This window comes from Paenibacillus sp. YIM B09110 (assembly GCF_037167145.1).
Classification (GTDB): domain Bacteria; phylum Bacillota; class Bacilli; order Paenibacillales; family Paenibacillaceae; genus Pristimantibacillus.
Window position 1 is genome coordinate 108151 of sequence record NZ_JBANSP010000008.1, and the last position, 19768, is coordinate 127918.

A 19768-nucleotide genomic window follows, 5' to 3' on the forward strand; every position below is an offset into this window, starting at 1 on the left:
CCAACCGGCTTCTTCTTAATACTGCTCCAAGCTTATTAAGCCTAAGCGCTGCGCCTCTTTGATCGCTTCTGAACGTGAGCGAACACTTAGCTTCTCGAATATTTTGGAAAGTTGATATTCAACGTTGCGCTGACTCACGTGCAGCATTGCGGCAAGCTCCTTATTGCTGACGCCTGTTGCTACTTCATGCAGGATCGTTTGCTCCTTCTCATTAATCGATACATCCTCAATCGACAGCTCCGGACGTTCAAGCTTAATCTCGTTCCTTCGCAGCTGCTTCAGCAGCGAGATTGGAATAACCGCGTCGCCCCGCATCGCACAGCGGATCGCATTATGTAATTGCTCCCTCGATATCGTCTTCGAGATGAACCCAGATACTCCTGACTCGATTAACAAGTTGAAGTGCGTGCCTATCTCATAACCGGTATAAATAATGACTTTCCGTTCAGCATCCTGCTGTATTAACCGCTTCGTTAATTCGAGGCCGCTTATTCCCGGCATGTTCAAGTCACACAAGATCAAGTCGAAGCTTTTCGATTGAATCATATCAAGCGCTTCTATCGCTGAGAGAACGACCGTTACTTCCATGTCGGGGTCTTGCTCAATCATCGTTTTTGTCCCTTCGCCTACAGAAGGATGATCGTCAACCAATAAGATACGAATCACGCGAAATCCCCATTTCCGACAGCCCAGAGGTCATTTTCTCCGGTATCAAAATAATTACTTCTAGGCCTCTTCCCCGCTGCGAATGGAAGGTGATGTCGCCTTCAAGGCTCGTCACTCTCTCTTTGATGCCGGATAGCCCCATATGCTCGAATGTCGCAATCATCTGATTGACATCCATTCCAATTCCATCATCTTTATATCTGAAATATATCATGTCATGCTTCATTTCCAGCTCAAGCCGAATGAGCTTAGCATTGGAATGCTTCCCTGCATTTCGCAAAAGCTCTTGCACAATTCTGTAAATGGCCGTAATCTGTTCTTCATTAAGCGGACGGTCGAATGGCTTCGCTCGGAAATCAACCGCAAAGTTTACGCGCATTTGTGTAAGCTCAATAATGGATTCAACCGCCTCAATAACCCCCATCTCCTTCAGGAGGGGAGGACGAAGCTCATTGCACGTTTCCCGAATTTGATGAATAACGTCGAGCAAGCCTTCCTTAATATCCTGCAGCTCCATCTCGAGCTTATCCGTCATTGGATGATCCATCATAATCGCTTCTAACTTCCGATACCATAGAAGCTGATCTTGCAGTGCCGAGTCATGCAGATCGGCAGCCAGCTTCCGACGCTCATTCTCGGACAGACAGAATAAGAGGCGCAGTACCCAAGGAGAAGTGTTATGTTCCTTCTTAAGCTCCGATTCCAAATCCTCGATCAAGCCTTCAATTAAATACAAATTCTCGAATACAATGCTCGCATAGTTGGACATCGTCTTCAGCCAACGCAGCTCATCTGAGTTGAATCTCGTATGATTGCTCTTCATGCCGATCCACAAAATGTGATAGCGGGTCCGCTGCCGTCCGATAACTAAACCGAGTCCGTATGGAAGATCAATTAACTCGCCTACCTGCATCGAGTATGACGCCCCTAGCAGAAATTCTCCCGTAATAAGCTCCTCAGGCGTCTCTCCCATTGGATATACGGCATTCTCCGAGTAATCGACGAGCAAGAAATGAATGCCGCTTACCGGCAGAAGCTCATTGATCTCCTGCTTCAAGATTTCTTCTAAGTCAGCTTGCTTCATTACACGAGCTATTTTGCGGGAGAAGCGATCGAGACTATCTTGATAGCTGTACATCGCTTTGAACAGCTTGGGACGATAACGATGGTCAATTTGTTCCTTCATATACAAGAACAAAGTCATACCGGTATAGATAACGACAAACATAACCAATCCGCTACCCCATGTTGAATGGTAGCTGGTATTGCTCACGATAAACAACAATACGGCAGCAATGGCTATCGAAGGCACAATTGCTAGCAGCGTATAATATTTAAACCTTGTTAGGATAAAGTCGATATCGAATAGTTGATTGGAGGTCAACAAATAAAAATACACAATAGGAAGGACAAACAGAAAGAGCGCTGTAAAAGCTGCAGGCAGTATTTGACCTCCACCGACAAAAAGCGGAAGCAAATTCATCATAGTAAATGGCGTAAAGGCAACCAGATGAGACATAAGCGTAATCTTAAATAGCGAGATAAGCTTTGAATTCCGATAAAACAAAAACTTTCGTACTAATTGCAGTACGATAATAAAGTTGCCCACTAAAATGATGCCAAAGTAGAACATTTTCACATAAAAAAACGCATCTTGAGAAATCAGATCCGTCCATACATATATGAGGCAAGATGCAGCTATGACAGCTGCAACTATAGACAGTATGATCAGATGTTTCTTGGCTATGAACACAACCTTGAAACGGCTGAGATACTTATTCATGAATAACATAAATAGAATAGAAACGTAAGGCAACAATAGATAAATAAAGGAGATACCCACCTGATCACTTCGATAGGATGCAGCCGAGGAGTAATAGCTTAAGCCTATTACGACAAAAAACAAAATAAGCATAAGCGCCGCGCCATCATTTCTACGCTTCATATATAGAAATATCGACAATGCGGAGAAGAGTATAAAAGAAATAAGCGGTATGTATAGTTGGATGAGAAGCTCCCAGTTAGAATGATCCCCAGTCCAGCCGCCGGTAAAAGTCATGCGTTGAACATTGCCGTCCAAATGCTTAACGATTACAGTGTCGGCCATTTCGATTGAATTGAACTTGATTACGTTCTTGTATTGACCCGCCGGACCGCCATTAACCTCAATAATGAGATCTCCGGCACGTATTCCCTTGAACACGGCTTGTCCGGCAGGTTCAACTAGCTTAACAACGAATTGTCCGTCATCGTTTTTTACAACTTCTGCGCCTATGAAAGGTTCGCGAACGATAATAATAGTAAGGTAGGATAATATCGTTATTAAAACCAACAGGAATAGAAGAAATATGACTCGATTTGGTATGTAGGACTTCATGCTCTTTCCCCCATTGCCTGCACAAGAATATCTTATTTCTTATACCCAGAACGACAAGCGATAGTTTTCTTTTTTATCGTTTTTGTTTTTCAGTTCTCCGAAAAGAGCTTTTTGTTCAGCTGCAGAAACACCCGCTAATTGCATTTGTCCACCCATAACCAAAGACATTTTTTCCGTACTGCTTGCCAATTGACGAATTGTTTCTTTCAACATTTAAAACTCCTCCGTTTCACTATTAAAATAGACTTGTGTATGACACATTTCTAATATAACAGGAAATGATTCGACAGAAAACGCAAAACTGATTCGTATTTACCGAAATAGATTTTGCGTGGTATGTATTTATGCAATTTCCCCGTTCAACACGTGCAAAAACTCCGCTTTCCAGGGACTTATTTCCTGCATGGAGTTCAGCAGTTCCTCGAAGCGATTATAGTGCATACGACTCATGACTGCCCCGTATAACAGCGTTCCCGATCGTTCGCATGCCTCTTCGAACAGCTCTGATCTTTGCTCTACTTCTTGAATGCTGAGCGAGCCTCCAAAATAATCTGCAATCCACTGATCGTCACCGGCTGCACTCTCTACTAAGTACATCGTTAATATCGTACGCTTTCGCTGCAAAAAGTCGCTTTTCTCGTCCCATCTCAGCAAATCTCGCAGATCGTTGCGAATTTGTGCGGCAATGCCGATCTCAACTGCATATTCAGCCACAATCGGCTGCCAAGGCTTGCCTGCAGCAATAACCCCCGTCATACAAGCGAACAGCAGCAAAGAGGCGGACTTCAATTTTACCGTCTCCAAATACGTTTCTTCATCCGTAGCATGATCCATCAGATCGAGCATCTGACCATTAGCCGCTTGCAGCAGCTGGCTGTTCATGAGATCGACAAGCTGTAATCGTACGGACGGATCAAACTTGCAGCTCTGCATCGCCTGCTGCGACAACGTCAACAGCGAAGTAGCGACGTGAATCGCAATCGGCGGCGGCACTTGCATCCAGCTTCTTCCCGGAGCATCCTGATCCTGCAAATCATCGAATATATCAGACGCTAATATGAACAGCTCGACCGCTGCAGCCGCTTGGTAGATAACAGAATCTGCGCCTCCGAACATTCGATAGTGGAGAAGCGTCAGCCGACCGAATTTAATCGTCTCGCTAAGCTTATCCTCCGTAAATCGAAGCGCATAGTGCAACAGCGGCTCCGCGGTAAAATATTGCCCAATCAAGGCTCGCATATGCTGTTCTATTAAGGTATTGCCGTTCATCATTCGCTTGCCCCCGGGAGATACAATTTATTACCAAGTATACTATGAATCTCTTATGTAAACATACGATAAACGACATTTAACCATTTATCAAGCCCAATCGATTTCGATAGACGCTCCCTAATCCCTGCCTTCTTCTTCGCTTTGCTAACTTCGGCTGTTAATCTAATCTGTTCGTCATTCGCCTCCTCATCTAGTCGATTCATTAAACGCGATATCATCTCCATTCTCTTCTGATATAACTGTGTCTTGCGGGCTGACGGACTACTGGTGTGATCGCCATGATCCATGTGCGCAAAGCCCTCCTTGAGGATTACATAAGCAAATTGAGCGCCCTAATGCTGTCATCCGTAATATGATGTTGTTGTTCTTTCTTATATTCGACCGCATACTGCATATATACGGCCTCCATTGTCATTCCCCCTCCCGGCAAGTTGGAGATAAGAGCCGGCGGGCTATCGCATGCAACCAATTCCCCTTTACGCATGACGGCAATACGATTGCAATTGCGCTGGAGTTCTTCCATATCATGTGAAGCTACTACGATGGTCTTCCCTTGACGCTTGAGCTCAAGCAGAAGCGACCAATAATCTCTTTTGGCTGTCGGGTCAAGCCCGGTCGTCGGCTCGTCAAGAAATATAATATGAGGATCGTTAACAAGTGCAATAGCGAGCGCTGTACGCTGTCTCCAGCCGCCTGATAAACGCTTGACCATTTTGTCAACATAAGGTTCTAAACCGAATTGATTTATAATTAAATCGAGATCATTTTTTCGTTTGTAAAAGGATTGGAACAGTTCCAACGCCTCGCGAACATTCATTTTATCGATCAACGTCGTGCTTTGCAGATGAATGCCAATGTCCTCCTTCAGCAAATCCGCCTCAGACAAAACATCGCGTCCGAGCACATGAATCGTGCCCAAATCAGGCATTCGCAAGCCCATCATCATCTCGAGCAACGTTGTTTTACCGGCACCGTTCGTGCCAACGATCCCGAATAGCTCACCTTTCTTCACTTGAAACGATACATTGTCAACCGCCGTGTTCGACCCATAATACTTACTTATTGAGCTTACCTGAATGACTGTCTGCGTATCCATTTATGATTGGCCTCCATTCACGCTTAAGCGCAGTTTGAGATGCTCGTTTTCATAGAAATCATATTCTTAAGATAACGTATACATCTCTATTTTTCACCGAAAACCTATCTCGTAATTTCCGCAAATATTTTGCGCTCCGCAACAAATGCGCAAAATGGAGGCCAAAATTGGATACACGTCTTCATTAGACTTATACACATAGTTATCCACATATCTGCATAAATTGTTAGTTAATTCAGTCGATACCGACTATTTCGACATATTATAAATTAACGAAAAATATTGGCTTACTGTAACTGTTAACAATTACCTTCTCAATTGTCCTCGTTATCCACATTATCCACAAGAAGGCTGTGAAAAAACTATCCCCGTTTACCCCACATTTACAATTGATCAAAAACGTTGGTGTACCAAGGCTTTCGCAAGGTTATGCACAATTCGCCTTATCGATGTGGATAACCTTGCCCGCTGGTAAAACATCCTTTTATATCCGCCGTCCAATGTACATCACATGCGGGGAGAGGCCTAGAAGGCTCTGCTCTCCTGCCATTTCGGCCATTAGCTTTATTGCCTCATCGTACGCATCATCACCCTGGTTACGCCAATATTCGAGTTGCTCTTGTTGGAATAGACCGGCCGTGCTTGATGAACCGACCAGCTTGACACATTGGAAGCCATGCTCCTGCATGAAGGGCTCAATCTCCTCGAGCTTATAGAAGTATGCACCCGTGAACCGACCTTGATCAAGATGGTTGAACACACCTGTCTCTAGAAAAGTCCTAATCCCTTCAATCGTATCGTTCGGCTTCCAAGACTGCGGATACAGTAACGACGTCATAACATGTCTCGTTCTCGTCATCATCGCAACGAACACGTAGCCGCCGCTTCGCGTAACACGATGCAGCTCAGAGGCAGCCAGGCAACGATCCTCTTCCCTCTGAAGATGATATAAGGGGCCGAGCATAAGCGAAGCATCAAATTGCTGATCGTCTAGTCCTGTTAGATCCGTTGCATTGAAGGAATGGAAACCCCGGAACTTACCTAACACTTCCAACACCTTTGCCTTCTGTCGGGCTTGCTCCACGAGTCGAGGCGTAAGATCATTGAGCGTCACTTCGTAGCCTTGCTGAGCCAGCTTAAGCGCATATTGTCCTGGCCCAGCGCCGTTATCAAAAACATGACCGGATGCGGGAAGGTAGCGGCTCATATAATGCCAATAAATGCGAAGCTCTAGCGGTTCTCTTTCCAACCGCCCCCATTCATCAAACCTATTGTAATAATCAACGACTTCCTTCATGCCTATACGCCTCCTTCGTCTCGTCAGTTCGCCTTCTGCTCCTTGTTGTTAGCGGCCGTTCTGCTGCCTGTCGTCATGACCGCTTGATTGCATGCCGAGATATAAGCCTGAGCCGCTGCCAATATAATGTCTTTGTGAATAGATGTTCCGCGGAATCGCTGCCCTTCATGAATGATCGATACGACCGCTTCACCATACGCTTCCTCACCTGTTGATAATGAATGCAGCTCCAAGTCCTCGAACTCAGACGCAACTGGAATGGCTTGTTGAATCGCATGGATGACAGCCTCAACTGGCCCTGAGCCAATCGCAATATAGGCGTTCTCCTGGCTTCCTTCATTCTCGCGAATCGTTACCGTTGCTGTGCGCGACCGCTGCGTGCCCGATTGCACCTGCAGATCGATTAGCACGTAAGGGTCAGGCTGTGTCTGCGTCAGATCCCCGGCAATACGAATCAGCTCGGCATCCGAAACGATCTTCTGTTCATCTGCTTTCTCTTTGAATCGGTCATACACATCCTGCAGCTGTAGATCGGTCAATTCGATGTTATATTCCGATAAGCGATGCTTAATGGCATGTCGCCCGGAATGCTTGCCCAGAATGATCATATTACGAGAGATACCCATCGCTTCGGGCTCCATGATTTCATAGGTGCTGCGGTTTTTCAGCAAACCGTCCTGATGGATGCCTGATTCATGCTGAAAGGCATTGCGGCCGACAATCGGCTTGTTATAGGCAATTGGAAAGTTCATTGCGCGGCTGACCAACCGCGAGGACTCGTAAATTTCTTTTACATGGATGTTAGTCTCAGCCTGCAATGCATCCTTACGCGTCTCAATGGCCATCACCAATTCCTCTAATGAGCAGTTGCCTGCGCGCTCGCCAATGCCGTTGACGGTTACCTCGATTTGCGTTGCTCCGCCTTTGATAGCGGCTATACTGTTGGCAACCGCCAGTCCCAGGTCATTATGGTTATGCGCGCTGTATCTAACATTCTTACCGCCTCTCGCTTGCCCACGTACCGCCTGAAACAGCTCGGTTACTTCATCCGGCATCGCATAACCAAGCGTATCAGGCAAGTTGATAACGGTGGCTCCTTCGGCAATTACCGCCTCTACCAGTTGGATAACGAAATCGCGGCCCGAACGAGTTGAGTCCATAGCCGAAAACTCGATCTCGTCTACGAACTGCTTGCCGTAAGCGACCATTTCACGGGCAATCTGCACAACCTCGTCGCGCGATTTGCGCAACTGATGGTTCAGGTGGATATCCGAGGAGGAGATGAACAGATGCAACCTTCTGCGCGCTGCATCTTGCGTCGCTTTCACCGCAGCGTCAATATCTCCCTTAACGGCGCGGGCAAAACCTGCAATTTCGACGTTTTGCAGCTCCCTCGATATTTGCTGCACAGCGGCGAACTCGCCTGGGCTTGCGACAGGAAAGCCCGGCTCCATGACGTCGATACCCAGCTTTGCCAATTGTCTTGCGACAATGATTTTGCGTTCTGGAGCTATTGATGCACCTGGGGATTGCTCGCCGTCTCTTAAAGTCGTATCGAAAATTTGAATTTTTTTCATTTCGTTTGTCATGAGAATGACCTCCTAAAGTTGGTTTGTGGATAACAAAAAAAGCCCGCCGTCTCTATATAAGAGACGACAGACTTAATAGCTGCCGTGGTACCACTCTAATTGGCTGGATGTTCGCATCCAAACCCGCTCGTTGCCCGATATCGGAGGCCAGCCGTAACGTCCTATTCGGATAAGCCGCATGCCGCTTTATCCTATTTCAGACGTTCCGCTCCCAGGCGAGCTTCGAACCTTAAGCCTCGACTGCGTCGCACCTCCCCGCAGCTCTCTTGCGCTTTGCCAGCTTTACGTTCTACTATTCCTGTTCTTTGCGTTGAATCACTATTCGGTTACCGGTTACGCTCGACATCAATTCGCAGTCACTCATTGGAAATCGTCCAATCAAGTGGCTCATTTCCGGGAAACATCCACTTTTGATTGGAAATTAGAGGCCGTCGATTAATTGTGACTAACCAATAGTTGTACGATTTCTCGTGAAATCAACCTTACAGATAGGTCAAATCAAGGGTTTTGATCGAAAAATCGTGCAAAATCATCGGCTGCGTGGATAAATTAACCACTTTTGTATGATGAATCATATAAAATTAAACAGTTTACATCTAGTTTTGCTGGTCTTGTGTGAAAAATGATATAAATTAAGATCATATCTAAATGGGTTAACAGTTAATCGACAGCCTTACAATACGGTTAAAACCGGCGGAATACAAAAAAAGCCTGTCGTCTCTATATTCAAGAGACGACAGGCTATTATAACCCGCGCGGTACCACCCTTGTTGACATCCATTCCCCGACAACGAGCCTGCTAGTCGAGTGTGGACATCCACCTTAAGCACAGGTCAACTCCGGATGTTGACGCCATGCACCCCATTACGGAGGTTAACCGTAACTATGTACACGCGCTAGTAAATCGATGCAGCAAAGCATCGTTCCTGCGCCTCCATTGTTCCGCTCCCAGGTGAGTTTCAAGAATCCATCGACTGCGTCGCACCGCCCCGCAGCTCTCTGTTGTCGCCGCCCTTAGAGGCTGACGAGCGATCCCGGATGAACTTTACTAATCCTGATCTATGCGTTTGTTAATATGCTGTTGAAGGTTTGTTGCTTATTATATGCTTCGGTAAGTTATCTGTCAATTCCGACATGGAGAAAAAAATGAGCTAGCTAGCTCCTACCGACCACTCTTCCAACGACAAGCCCGGATCAGCTTTCAGATCAAGGTCGCTGTATTGGCCGCGCTTCAGCTTAAGGCTCGCAGCCGCACCGATCATGGCTGCATTATCCGTACATAGCGACAGCGGCGGAATAAGAAGCGGGACTTTGTCTGCCTCGCATTTCGCTTGCAAGGAAGCGCGCAAGCCGCGATTGGCCGCTACACCGCCGCATAGCAGCAGCTGCTTGGCCCCATATTGCTTAACTGCACGCAGCGCTTTCGTAACGAGCACCTCGATAACGGATTCTTGGAAGCCGCGCGCCAGCGCCGCTTCGTTCAGCTCGAATCCCTTCATCTTCGTCTGATTAATGACGGCAAGCACGGCAGACTTCAAGCCGCTGAAGCTAAAATCATAGCTGTCAGCTTCAAGCCATGCGCGCGGAAGCGGGACAGCCTCCTCCGCTTCGCTTGCCAAACGGTCAATATAGGGTCCTCCCGGATAAGGCAAACGCAAAGCTCTCGCAACCTTATCATACGCTTCGCCGACAGCATCATCTCTCGTTCGACCGATCATTCGGAAGCTGCCTTCGCTCTCCAGCAATACGAGCTCGGTATGTCCGCCTGATACGACAAGCGCCATGCATGGATATACCATCTCGGCAACAAGTTCATTGGCATAGATATGTCCGGCAATATGATGCGTGCCGATAAGCGGAATTTCAAGCGCCATCGCAAGTGTCTTAGCTGCGACGATTCCAACCAGCAATGCACCGACAAGGCCAGGACCTTGGGTAACCGCAATCGCCGAAATATCGTTTAGCTTCAGCCCTGACTCTTTGACGGCCTGTTCCATAATGACAGTAATCGACTCCACATGCTTACGGGAGGCAATCTCCGGAACGACGCCGCCAAAGCGCTCATGAATGTCGATTTGGCTCGATACGACATTCGACATTATATGTTTGCCGTTACGAATAACAGCTACGGATGTCTCATCGCAGCTCGTCTCAATGGCTAATATAATCTGATCCTCAGAACCGAGGCTCGTCCTTTTCTCTAGATGACTCACTGTTACAGCTCCTCTGTCTTCAGCCGTTCACGATCGAGCTCCGCCCACATAATGAGCGCATCCTCGTCGTTGTCCGAATAGTAGCGCGGCCGAATGCCGGAAGGCTCGAAACCGTGCTTTCGGTATAGCCGCTGTGCAATTTCGTTCGACACCCGAACCTCCAGCGTCATTTTGGCAGCGCCAAAAAACACAGCCGTCCGCTGAAGCTCTCCAAGCAGAAGATCTCCCAGACCTTGTCCGCGGTAGTCATCGCGCACGGCAATATTCGTCACATGCGCCTCATCCATAATGATCCACATGCCGCCATAACCAATAATTTCACCGCTTAATTCCATGACCATATATTTGGCGAACATATTGTTCAATAGTTCATTCGTGAACGCCTCAGTCGTCCACGGACTGGAGAATGCCTCTTCCTCAATCGCCACAATTGCAGCAATATCGGCAAGCGTCATGAAGCGGAATTCTAACTGCTTGACGTCTACGCTCATCCTTTTATGCCCTCTTCCGATTGCTTGGCGTTCAGCTTCACTTCAGCCTCTGTAAGCTGCGTATAATTAGGAGCAAAGGTATGAACATCATCGGAAACACCAGCTGCCAACAGCTGCTGGCCTAGATAAGCAATCCAACGCCCTTCTAGTACATAGGTCTGCCTAATGATCTCAATCCCATTCGCCGCTCCTAATTGATGAAGACGTTCTGCTTCCGCTTCGTGCTGCGAGAGATCGCCGGCCAGCCATATCTGGCTTACTGGCGCGGAAGACTGCTGCGTCACCGCAGTTGCCCGCCCAATAACGTCATCCACCCAATCGTGCATAAGCTTAACAGCATCATTCTCCCATCGCTCCCAAGCGCCTCCTGCAGTCATACGGAAGCCCGCGGTGTATACCTGCCCGCGCCTTGCGTCCATTATCGGGAGCACCCACTTCTCGCCGGAAGCAGTCAACGATGTCTGCGATGATTCGCTACCATGATGTAATGCACCGTAAGCGACAGCTTCCAGGCTTGATACACCGATAAGCGGCTTATTCCATACCCATGCGAGCGTCTTGGCGACGGACACGGCGATCCGCATACCAGTATACGAGCCCGGTCCTTTGCCTACCGCAATGCCGGCCAGCGATTGCTCGTTCACACCGCAGCTTGCGAGCAGCTGCTTCAGATGCGTAACGACATGGACGGAGTGGTTGCGTTCAGCTAACGACTGTATCTCGCCGAGAACGTTATGGCCAAGAACAACCGCTGCTGCCATCGATGCCGTCGACGTATCCAGCGCTATGACAGGGCCTTCGATCGATTTCATATCCTGCTGTTCCAATTTCATTCGCTTGCTCCTATCTTAAGTAAAGCTTCACACCAATCTGCGTACAGCTCACCATACCCAGTTAATGCGATGCGTCTAGATTCCTCGCCTGTATGTTCAATGAACAGCTCCAGCCTGTCCGGCGGCAACAGTTCTTTAATTAAGCTCGCCCACTCCACGATCGTCACGCCGCTGCCGTAGAAATAATCGTCCAAGCCAAGCTCGTCCGCCTCTTCCATTGACAGCCTGTATACATCCATATGATAAAAAGGGAGACTTTCCCCCATATATTCCTTAATGATGGTAAAGGTCGGGCTGTTCACAACGCCGTTAACGCCGATCGCCTTGGCGAACGCTTGCGAGAATCTCGTCTTGCCCGCGCCCAGATCACCGTCCAGCGCGATCATCGTACCTGGCTTCGCCCATGCGGCCAGTTGCTCCGCCAGCCTGATTGTATCTTCCTCGGTATGGGCATGCCAACTTCCCTGTCCTATCCTTTGCTGCATCGATGTCACCTGCTTTTTTTATCGCTCAAAATGATTATAGCCGCGCTTCGCAAGCGCGACTCTTTTCTCTTGCATATTGCTATGACCGCTGCCCGCTGCGCGCATTAGATCAACCTTGGCATCACCAGCTTCGACCTCGCCAATGATAAAGAATGGAATGCCTTCGTGACGGAATGAATCCTGGGTTGCTTTGACTGACGTTTGGTCTATTGTTCCCAGCAATACGTAATCTTCTCCGCCATAAAGCATCCAATCGAGTGGATCTATGCCTGCTTCCGAGGCATAAGCCGCCATACTGCCGCTTCGCGGCAGCTCCGTCTCGCGCAGCACAATCCGCACGCCCGACGCCTCGGCGATCTCCCACGCTTCGCTGGCGAGTCCATCGCTTACATCGTTAAGCGCATGACAGGAGCCATGCGCGGCAAGCAGCCGGCCAGCCCTTACGGACGGCGTCGGCCTTCGATGCGCTTGCACGATAGCCGGATGCGCTGCCTCCGCAGCGCCATCCTCACTCTGTGCAAGCAGCGCATGCAGACCGGCCGCCGACATGCCGACGGCACCGGTCACGAATACAGCGTCGCCCGGCTTAGCACCCGAGCGGCGCAGCGCAAGCGATGCCTCGACCGTTCCGGTCACGGTCACGGATATAACCATATGCGCCGGCGCCGAAGTCGTGTCGCCGCCGATCAAGGCAACCCCGTAGCGCTCGGCGCACGCGTACAGCCCGTCATACAGCCGGCGCATCCGCTCCGGCCCCCATGTACGGGGTACGCTGACCGACACGAGCGCATGCAACGGCACGCCGCCCATGGCGGCAATATCGCTGACATTCGCGGCCAGCGCCTTATAGCCGATGTCCTCTTCGCGCATCGTCACGACATTGAAGTGGACGGTTTCCACCATCGTGTCAACCGCCAGCAGCATCTGCTTCGGCGCGGCAACGCCGTCCTCAGCCAGCTCGCCGTCGACAATTGCCGTATCGTCGCCGATACCAAGCACAACGCCTCGCCGCTGCTGCCACTCGGCGCTTTGCCGCGCCCCTGTCCAATGATGAATGCTTGCAAATTCATCCAATGCTTTGCGCTCCTTCGCTGCTCGTCTTGCCTGTTAATGAATATCGCGTTTCTTGAACCGTCCGCCCTTCACATCATGGATATTGCCTACTGCGAGGAACGCGATAGGATCGAGCTCGTTCACGATCGACTTCATCTTCGCTTCCTCGAGTCGCGTGATGACACAGAAGATAACCCGCTTGCTGCCTCCAGTGAAGCCGCCTTCCCCGTGCAAATAGGTAACGCCGCGGCCAAGACGGTTCATGATCGCGTCACCGATCTCCTTCCACTCCTCGCTAATGATCCATACCGCTTTCGATTCATCGAAGCCCTCGATCGTAATATCGATCATCTTATAAGCAATGTAATAGGCAATAAGCGAATACATCGCCCGATCCCAACCGAACACGAAACCTGCACTGCTTAGAATGAACAGGTTAAGAAACATAACTGTTTCGCCGACGGAGAGGGGAATCTGCTTATTGAACACAATCGCTACAATCTCGGTACCGTCGAGCGAGCCGCCGAAGCGGATGACCATGCCGACGCCAACGCCGAGAATAACCCCGCCGAATATTGCGGCAAGAAAGGGCTCAACAGTCAGTGGAGGTACAGGGTGAAGAAGCGCCGTTCCGATCGACATAACCGATACCCCATATAGAGTAGACATCGCGAACGTCTTGCCAATCTGCTTGTAGCCAAGAAATAAGAAGGGAAGATTAAGAATAAATAAGAAAAGTCCGAGCGGCCATTCCGTCAAATGAGAGGAGATGATGGAAATGCCCACAATACCGCCATCAATAATGTGGTTAGGAACCAAAAAAATTTCAAGCCCCACTGCGACTAAAGAAGCTCCGAGTGTAATGAACAGCACTCGTCTAAGCAAGTCCAGCTTGGAGAGCTTATGATGCTGCAATGTTGCCATCTACGCACACACATCCCCTATCGGTCTTTATTCACTATTTTACCTTAATCCTCCTACATATTCAAAGAAAAACGGCAAGCCTCCCATGCAGACGGCTGTTGCCGTACTGCCCGGAAGGCTTGCTCATGTTCCAAACGAATGCTAACCAATAACCGCAAATGCCTCTACGCCGGCAGGAATCGTCCTCGTACGGAACACGACACCGTTGTTATCATACAGCTGTATCGTATACGGAACTCTTGTCAGCGTCTCAACGCGACTGAAGAATACGACCCCGAAACGATCAAAGAACGCAGTCTGCACTAGCGTCGATCCTTGATATAATGCTGCATTGAATCCCGTAGTATTGAACGGTACGCCATTTCCATCGACCCAAAGCACTGTCAACCGATTCAGATACGGTCCGAGCGGCTGTGTCGCACCAGTCGTTCTTTTGATAACCTTTTTCTTGCCTTTCGCGCCGTAAAATGGCGGCCTCACTCTATTCGCCATTTCTCTCACTCCTCTGCATCCATATGCAATAACATATGCAGAGAGAACGAAGTGCGTATGGTCAGGCTCCTAGAGTACAGAACCTATATTTATTCATTTCTTGCGAAAGGCTACAGCTCTTTCACAATCGTAATATGCAGTTCATCTTTCAACTCAATCTCGTAAGGAGACGCCGGCTCTGTGCCATCCGCTTCCGTAATGATCCGGATGCGAGGCCTATGCACGGCAAGTTCGTTATTCTCCGAAACGACGCCAATCTGCCCTGTGCTAAGCTGCAGCGTAGTCGCAACCGGATAAATCGATATATGCTTGCAGAAAAGCTTAATTAAATCAATGTCAAAAAATGTGCCGCCAGCCGCGAACAAAAACTCGATCGCTTCGCTGGACGTATACCGTTTACGATGCGGCCTAGGCGAAGTCAATGCATCGAATGTATCAGCTAGTCCAACGATCTGGGCATACATATGAATCTCGTTTCCTTTAAGACCGCGCGGGTAACCCGTGCCGTTGAAGCGTTCATGGTGCTGCAAAGCGCAATGTGCCGATACGATGGAGATGTCGTGGTATTTGCGCAGTATCTCGAACCCTTCGGTTGTATGATTCCGAACAAGAGCATGCTCATCCGGCGTCAGCCTGCCTTCTCGAGAGAGGACGCTTGCCGGCACCTTCGTCATTCCGATATCGAACAAGAGCGCCCCGATACCGAGTTCCTCAAGCTGATTGCGGTTAAATCCTTTGGCAATCCCCATGATCCCGGCAAGAACGGCAACATTGAACGAATGCTGAAATAAATAATTATCTTTGGAGTGGATGCTTGTCAGATTGACGAGCAGGTTCGGCCGCGTGCTAAGATCGGACATAATCTGTCCGAACACAGAGCGGAATGTCCGTCCCATATCCGGTGCAATCGTTCTTCCCTTTAAGTTGTTGGGCTCCTTGAAGGCATTCATCGTTTTGTAGATCGCATCGACCGCTTGCTTGCGCGTCTCGTCTCTGACCGTCTCCTCGGGAATGAGATCGACCGTCTTCCCGTCCTCAACGAACAAAAAATCGATGCCCAAACCGCGCAATCGATCGATATAACGATCATTTAATTCGATACCTTCGCCCAAAAGTACGCTACCATTTTCTTGAAAAATAGATTTTGCCAGTTTATCTCCGGGCTTTACCAGTTCAATTTGCACTTTTCTCATTTCGACCAGTTCCCGCTTTCAACAGTTATAAAGCTCTTAGTAGATTTTTATTTTATCAGAAATCGGGCAGATTGACTACGACAAGAAGAAATGACCAATAGTCCGAAAGCTACGCCTCCGGACAACACTATTAAGCCAGCTTACGCTTGACGATTCTGTTCCTTCCGCTGTACTTGGCCTCATATAAAGCGGAATCGGTTTGAGCTAATATTTCCCTCAAGTATGCTTTCGGGTCTTCAATGACGGAGGGCTCGAAGTGCTCGATCGTCACAACGCCCATACTAATCGTAACAGAGATGGACTGCTCTCCCGTTCCGATATGTACTCTGTTGCTCTCAACGGCTTCTTTCACTAGCTCCGCAATAAGATCTGCCTGCTCGCGATTCGTATGCGGTAAGTAAACAGTGAATTCCTCTCCGCCGTATCGCGCAAGTATGTCGGTCTTCCGCAGAGCGCCCTTCACGGCATTCACCGTACTGCAAAGCACCTCATCGCCGACGAGATGACCGTATTTATCATTAATTAATTTAAAGTAGTCCAAATCGAACAAGAAAATGGAGAATGAAATACCGAACTTCAAGTTCATCAGCACCTCTTGCTCCAATTGCAGCAGCAAGTAGCGCCGATTGTAGCAGCCGGTCAAGCCATCCGTGATCGCCATCTGCTCCAGCTTCTTGTTAGCCTGAGACAGCTCGTCCTGCATAAGCATCAAGTCCCTGTTGCGATCATACAGCTGTGCGTTATGCCGATTCGACTCTTCCACTAGAAGCCTTAGCTCCGTTACGTCCTGGAACGTAAGCACACGGCCGATCGCCGCTCTCCTTTGGTCCAAAATCGGAGCCGACTGAATGATGATGTGGCGGAAACGATCATGCTCCAGTTCCATCTCGAATTCCACGCGATCCATAGGGCGATTGCGAACCTCATTGAAGAACGCTTCGAACTCTTTCGCCGCGTCTTCCTTGAACGTGGCAGCAATCATAGCAGTGTCCAGCTTATCACCGATGCGCAGCCTGATGATTGGCTTAATCACCTTATTCACTTCAATGATTGTCTCGAATTCGTCCAGGACAATAATGCCCGTTGACATCGTATTGATCACATCGCGCTGGGCAATCTGGATAATATCCAACACTTTATTGCGTCCAATCGCATGAACCAAATAAATAGCAGTAAGCGCCATACCAACCGATATAAGCGGCACATAGTGTTCCAAGTATTCGATATACATGATATTAACGAAAAGATCGGCAAGTGAAAACAGCAGCTGCGTCAATAGTCCGATAAACACAGTTCTAACTAAAGTCCGGTATCTCTTAGAATCAGAGGTCCGGAGCTTATAAATCATAATCGTGAACGAAACTGCCACATACACGAGAAGCTGTCCAATCATAATCCAATAAAGAGGACCATGTTGAAGCTGCTTGTCAGATGCGATTGTATCGTCGACGGAAAGAAACATGCCGTTCGGGTTGATTATGATTGCCGCAACCGAAATAAGGGCAGGTATAGCCATCATGAATATGCGGCTCTTCCTAATGACGTAAGACTGGCCTGTAGAAAACACCGTTAATATGAACCAACCTACGCCAAGCAAAGAGAGGCCTACATAGGAGGCAGACAAATACAACAGCCGATATTCAGAATTGCTGGCAGTCTGCGCTACAAATTGAGATATCGGCCATATCATGAAGATGATATGGAGCAATAAGTAAATGCGATGCAGTACCGTAATGGAATTGGAAGAAAAGACATAAAAAAATAAGCAGAACAAAATGAGAAACATTGCCGGGTCTATCCAGAACATCCATCCCAATTCGGTTCACCCATCCATCGTAATAGCCATCTTCTTCCATTGTATCAAATCTAATTGAGAACGACAATCTACTAATTTGGTAGTACAACGCTTGCCGTTTCCTTATCGTCCAGGCAAACGGTCAGAGAGGGCTCTCTCCAAAGTCGGAGATACGTGTAAGAAACTCTTGAACTGTTCATATTGCTCCCATTTTTTGTCCGAGAAGATGAGCTGTTCTCCGCGTACGGCACGGATCAACAAATTTTTGGGTGTATGCTCCGGGTCAACGAACTCCAGCATCGAAACCTTATAGCCAAGCGATTCGAGCAGCGTGCCTCTTGCAGCGTCAGTCGCAAGCGCACTAAACCGCTCCTTCAGCAAGCCCTGCGACAAAATCGGTGAAAGCACGTCATTGTCGATCTGCCGGAACAGCTCATGCTGACAGCAGGGTACTGACATAATGACAGAAGCATCCCAGTTCACAGCCTTGGCGAGCGCCATATCGGTAGCGGTGTCGCACGCATGCAGCGTAACGACCATATCGGCTGACTGCAGCTCTTCGTACTCTGCAATGTCGCCAACGAGGAAGCGCAGCTTGTCATAACCAAGCTTAGCGGCAAGCTCATTGCAGAATGCGATAACGTCCGCTTTGAGATCAAGTCCGACAACTTGAATGCTGCGCTTCTGCTGGGTTGCAAGCAGATGGTACAAGGCGAACGTCAAATACGACTTGCCGCAGCCAAAATCAACGATCGTCAGCTCGCGATCCTTAGGCAAATAATCGAGTACATCCGTCACCATCTCGAGGAACCGATTGATCTGACGGTACTTGTCCTGTTTCTTCGCATGCACCTTGCCGTCAGGAGTCATAATGCCTAACTCAACAAGGAACGGCGCGGCATTGCCTTCCTCGATTATGCGCTGTTTCTGTCGATTATGATCGAGATTGGCCTGTTTCATCGCCCCAGTCGGAGCATTCGACAGTATCGTCGCCTTGCCTTTCTTGTTGAACAGCATTTGAATATCAGCGGAAGGTGTCTTAATAAGCGCTTGTTTGTACTGCTCTTCTAGCAATCCTGTTATACGTTCCGCAGCTTGACCCTCTGCAACATTCTCATGCAGCACTTTGCTCGCGAAATGGGATTCAAATTGATAAAACAAGCCGTTCTTCAGTTGCACCTTGCGAATGACGGTCTTAGGTGCTGCATTTCCATCCTTGCGGCGCAAGCCGCTCAGTGTAGCCTGCATCAGCTCGTCCTTGCCAATCCATTCATATATATGTTGCTGCCATTGCTCTGTCATGCTGTCGATCCACTCCTACTATTTCTCTATTCAGCCCAGCTTATATTGGTCATTCAGCTCGCGAAGACCTTGCACAATTTCCTGTCTTGGCAATCCGCCAGCCGCCAGCCGTTCATCGTCCTGCAGCAGCAGGCGGCGATAAATGTCTGTCGCCTCCGCTGCCGAGAGAACCCTGTCATCTAACAGCTCATGCATCATATTCTCCACCTGATCGTAACGCCCTTCCGCTTCATGCCAAGTAGACAACAGCTTCTTCGTATGCACCGGAAGCTCGTAGGGCAGAAGCTCCTCAAGCAGCTCAGCGATCTGTTCGTTCGGATTCACAATGACTGTCTCCGTATCCGCTAACGATAGCCTTAGAAAAAGATGAAGCGCCTTGATCGACAGCACGAAACTCTCGTCCTCTCGTCCAAGTTCACCATGAAGCTCTGCCTCCTGCCGTACAAGTATTGCAATCGCACCCAATTGATCAGACTCAAGCAAACCGTTCGTTGTCATCATGCGAACCAAATCCTCATCGGATAACGATCGAATGAGCTTGCTGCTGAGACGAAATCGCTTATCGAGCAGCTCATCAAGCAGAAGCAGCGCTTCCTCCTGCTTCCTCTCTCGTCTGAGCTGCAGGATCTGACCGACAGCCTCTGTCATCTGCTCAATCATCCGCATGAAATAATCCCGTTGGAACAATGA

General features: G+C 48.7%; 19 protein-coding genes and 1 other annotated feature. All 19 genes read right to left on the minus strand.

All coding sequences use genetic code 11. The features are described from left to right. Positions 1-15 precede the first annotated feature (15 nt). Entirely contained in the window at positions 16-666 is a 651-nt protein-coding gene (locus tag V8F51_RS14370; protein ID WP_337100967.1) for a response regulator transcription factor, read from the minus strand. After that, positions 644-3043, minus strand: a complete 2400-nt coding sequence (locus V8F51_RS14375; RefSeq protein ID WP_337100968.1) for a sensor histidine kinase — start codon at positions 3041-3043, stop codon at positions 644-646. Before V8F51_RS14375 ends, V8F51_RS14370 begins: the two co-directional genes overlap by 23 nt. 39 nt (positions 3044-3082) lie before the next feature. After that, on the minus strand, positions 3083-3256 hold the full coding sequence (comX, locus tag V8F51_RS14380) for a competence pheromone ComX (RefSeq protein ID WP_337100969.1): 174 nt from the start codon (positions 3254-3256) through the stop codon (positions 3083-3085). A gap of 129 nt (positions 3257-3385) precedes the next feature. After that, positions 3386-4282 carry a polyprenyl synthetase family protein gene (locus V8F51_RS14385; protein WP_337100970.1) on the minus strand — a complete coding sequence of 299 codons (897 nt, stop codon included), beginning with the start codon at positions 4280-4282 and terminating at the stop codon, positions 3386-3388. An 83-nt stretch (positions 4283-4365) separates the two neighbouring features. After that, positions 4366-4518 (minus strand): hypothetical protein, encoded by a 153-nt coding sequence (locus tag V8F51_RS14390; RefSeq protein ID WP_337100971.1) that lies wholly within the window; start codon positions 4516-4518, stop codon positions 4366-4368. A 107-nt stretch (positions 4519-4625) separates the two neighbouring features. After that, complete coding sequence (locus V8F51_RS14395; protein ID WP_337100972.1) at positions 4626-5411, minus strand: ABC transporter ATP-binding protein; 786 nt, start codon at positions 5409-5411, stop codon at positions 4626-4628. A gap of 484 nt (positions 5412-5895) precedes the next feature. Continuing rightward, on the minus strand, positions 5896-6708 hold the full coding sequence (locus V8F51_RS14400; RefSeq protein WP_337100973.1) for a class I SAM-dependent methyltransferase: 813 nt from the start codon (positions 6706-6708) through the stop codon (positions 5896-5898). Positions 6709-6731: 23 nt separating this feature from the next. Then, a complete protein-coding gene (locus tag V8F51_RS14405; protein ID WP_337100974.1) occupies positions 6732-8297 on the minus strand; it encodes a 2-isopropylmalate synthase in 1566 nt (521 codons plus the stop codon). 56 nt (positions 8298-8353) lie between these two features. Next, positions 8354-8612 (minus strand) — a binding site (T-box leader). 836 nt (positions 8613-9448) lie between these two features. After that, entirely contained in the window at positions 9449-10510 is a 1062-nt protein-coding gene (gene tsaD / locus V8F51_RS14410; RefSeq protein ID WP_337100975.1) for a tRNA (adenosine(37)-N6)-threonylcarbamoyltransferase complex transferase subunit TsaD, read from the minus strand. A gap of 2 nt (positions 10511-10512) precedes the next feature. Continuing rightward, the gene (gene rimI, locus V8F51_RS14415; RefSeq protein WP_337100976.1) at positions 10513-11001 is read right to left on the minus strand and encodes a ribosomal protein S18-alanine N-acetyltransferase; all 489 of its coding nucleotides are present in this window, start codon (positions 10999-11001) and stop codon (positions 10513-10515) included. Next, positions 10998-11834, minus strand: a complete 837-nt coding sequence (gene tsaB, locus V8F51_RS14420) for a tRNA (adenosine(37)-N6)-threonylcarbamoyltransferase complex dimerization subunit type 1 TsaB (protein ID WP_337100977.1) — start codon at positions 11832-11834, stop codon at positions 10998-11000. The genes rimI and tsaB overlap by 4 nt, the downstream gene beginning before the upstream one ends. Next, complete coding sequence (gene tsaE / locus V8F51_RS14425) at positions 11831-12319, minus strand: tRNA (adenosine(37)-N6)-threonylcarbamoyltransferase complex ATPase subunit type 1 TsaE (protein WP_337100978.1); 489 nt, start codon at positions 12317-12319, stop codon at positions 11831-11833. Before tsaE ends, tsaB begins: the two co-directional genes overlap by 4 nt. An 18-nt stretch (positions 12320-12337) precedes the next feature. Further along, positions 12338-13393: a thiamine-phosphate kinase gene (gene thiL / locus V8F51_RS14430; RefSeq protein ID WP_337100979.1), complete on the minus strand. Its 1056-nt coding sequence runs from the start codon at positions 13391-13393 to the stop codon at positions 12338-12340. Positions 13394-13426: 33 nt separating this feature from the next. Then, positions 13427-14296: a YitT family protein gene (locus tag V8F51_RS14435; RefSeq protein WP_337100980.1), complete on the minus strand. Its 870-nt coding sequence runs from the start codon at positions 14294-14296 to the stop codon at positions 13427-13429. A 141-nt stretch (positions 14297-14437) separates the two neighbouring features. Further along, the gene (locus tag V8F51_RS14440; protein WP_337100981.1) at positions 14438-14788 is read right to left on the minus strand and encodes a hypothetical protein; all 351 of its coding nucleotides are present in this window, start codon (positions 14786-14788) and stop codon (positions 14438-14440) included. A 110-nt stretch (positions 14789-14898) separates the two neighbouring features. Beyond that, positions 14899-15981 (minus strand): HD-GYP domain-containing protein, encoded by a 1083-nt coding sequence (locus V8F51_RS14445; protein WP_337100982.1) that lies wholly within the window; start codon positions 15979-15981, stop codon positions 14899-14901. A gap of 130 nt (positions 15982-16111) precedes the next feature. Next, the gene (locus V8F51_RS14450; protein WP_337100983.1) at positions 16112-17788 is read right to left on the minus strand and encodes a histidine kinase N-terminal 7TM domain-containing diguanylate cyclase; all 1677 of its coding nucleotides are present in this window, start codon (positions 17786-17788) and stop codon (positions 16112-16114) included. A gap of 111 nt (positions 17789-17899) precedes the next feature. Continuing rightward, positions 17900-19078 (minus strand): class I SAM-dependent methyltransferase, encoded by a 1179-nt coding sequence (locus tag V8F51_RS14455; protein ID WP_337100984.1) that lies wholly within the window; start codon positions 19076-19078, stop codon positions 17900-17902. A gap of 30 nt (positions 19079-19108) precedes the next feature. Then, positions 19109-19765, minus strand: a complete 657-nt coding sequence (locus V8F51_RS14460) for a DUF6483 family protein (protein ID WP_337100985.1) — start codon at positions 19763-19765, stop codon at positions 19109-19111. Positions 19766-19768 lie beyond the last annotated feature (3 nt).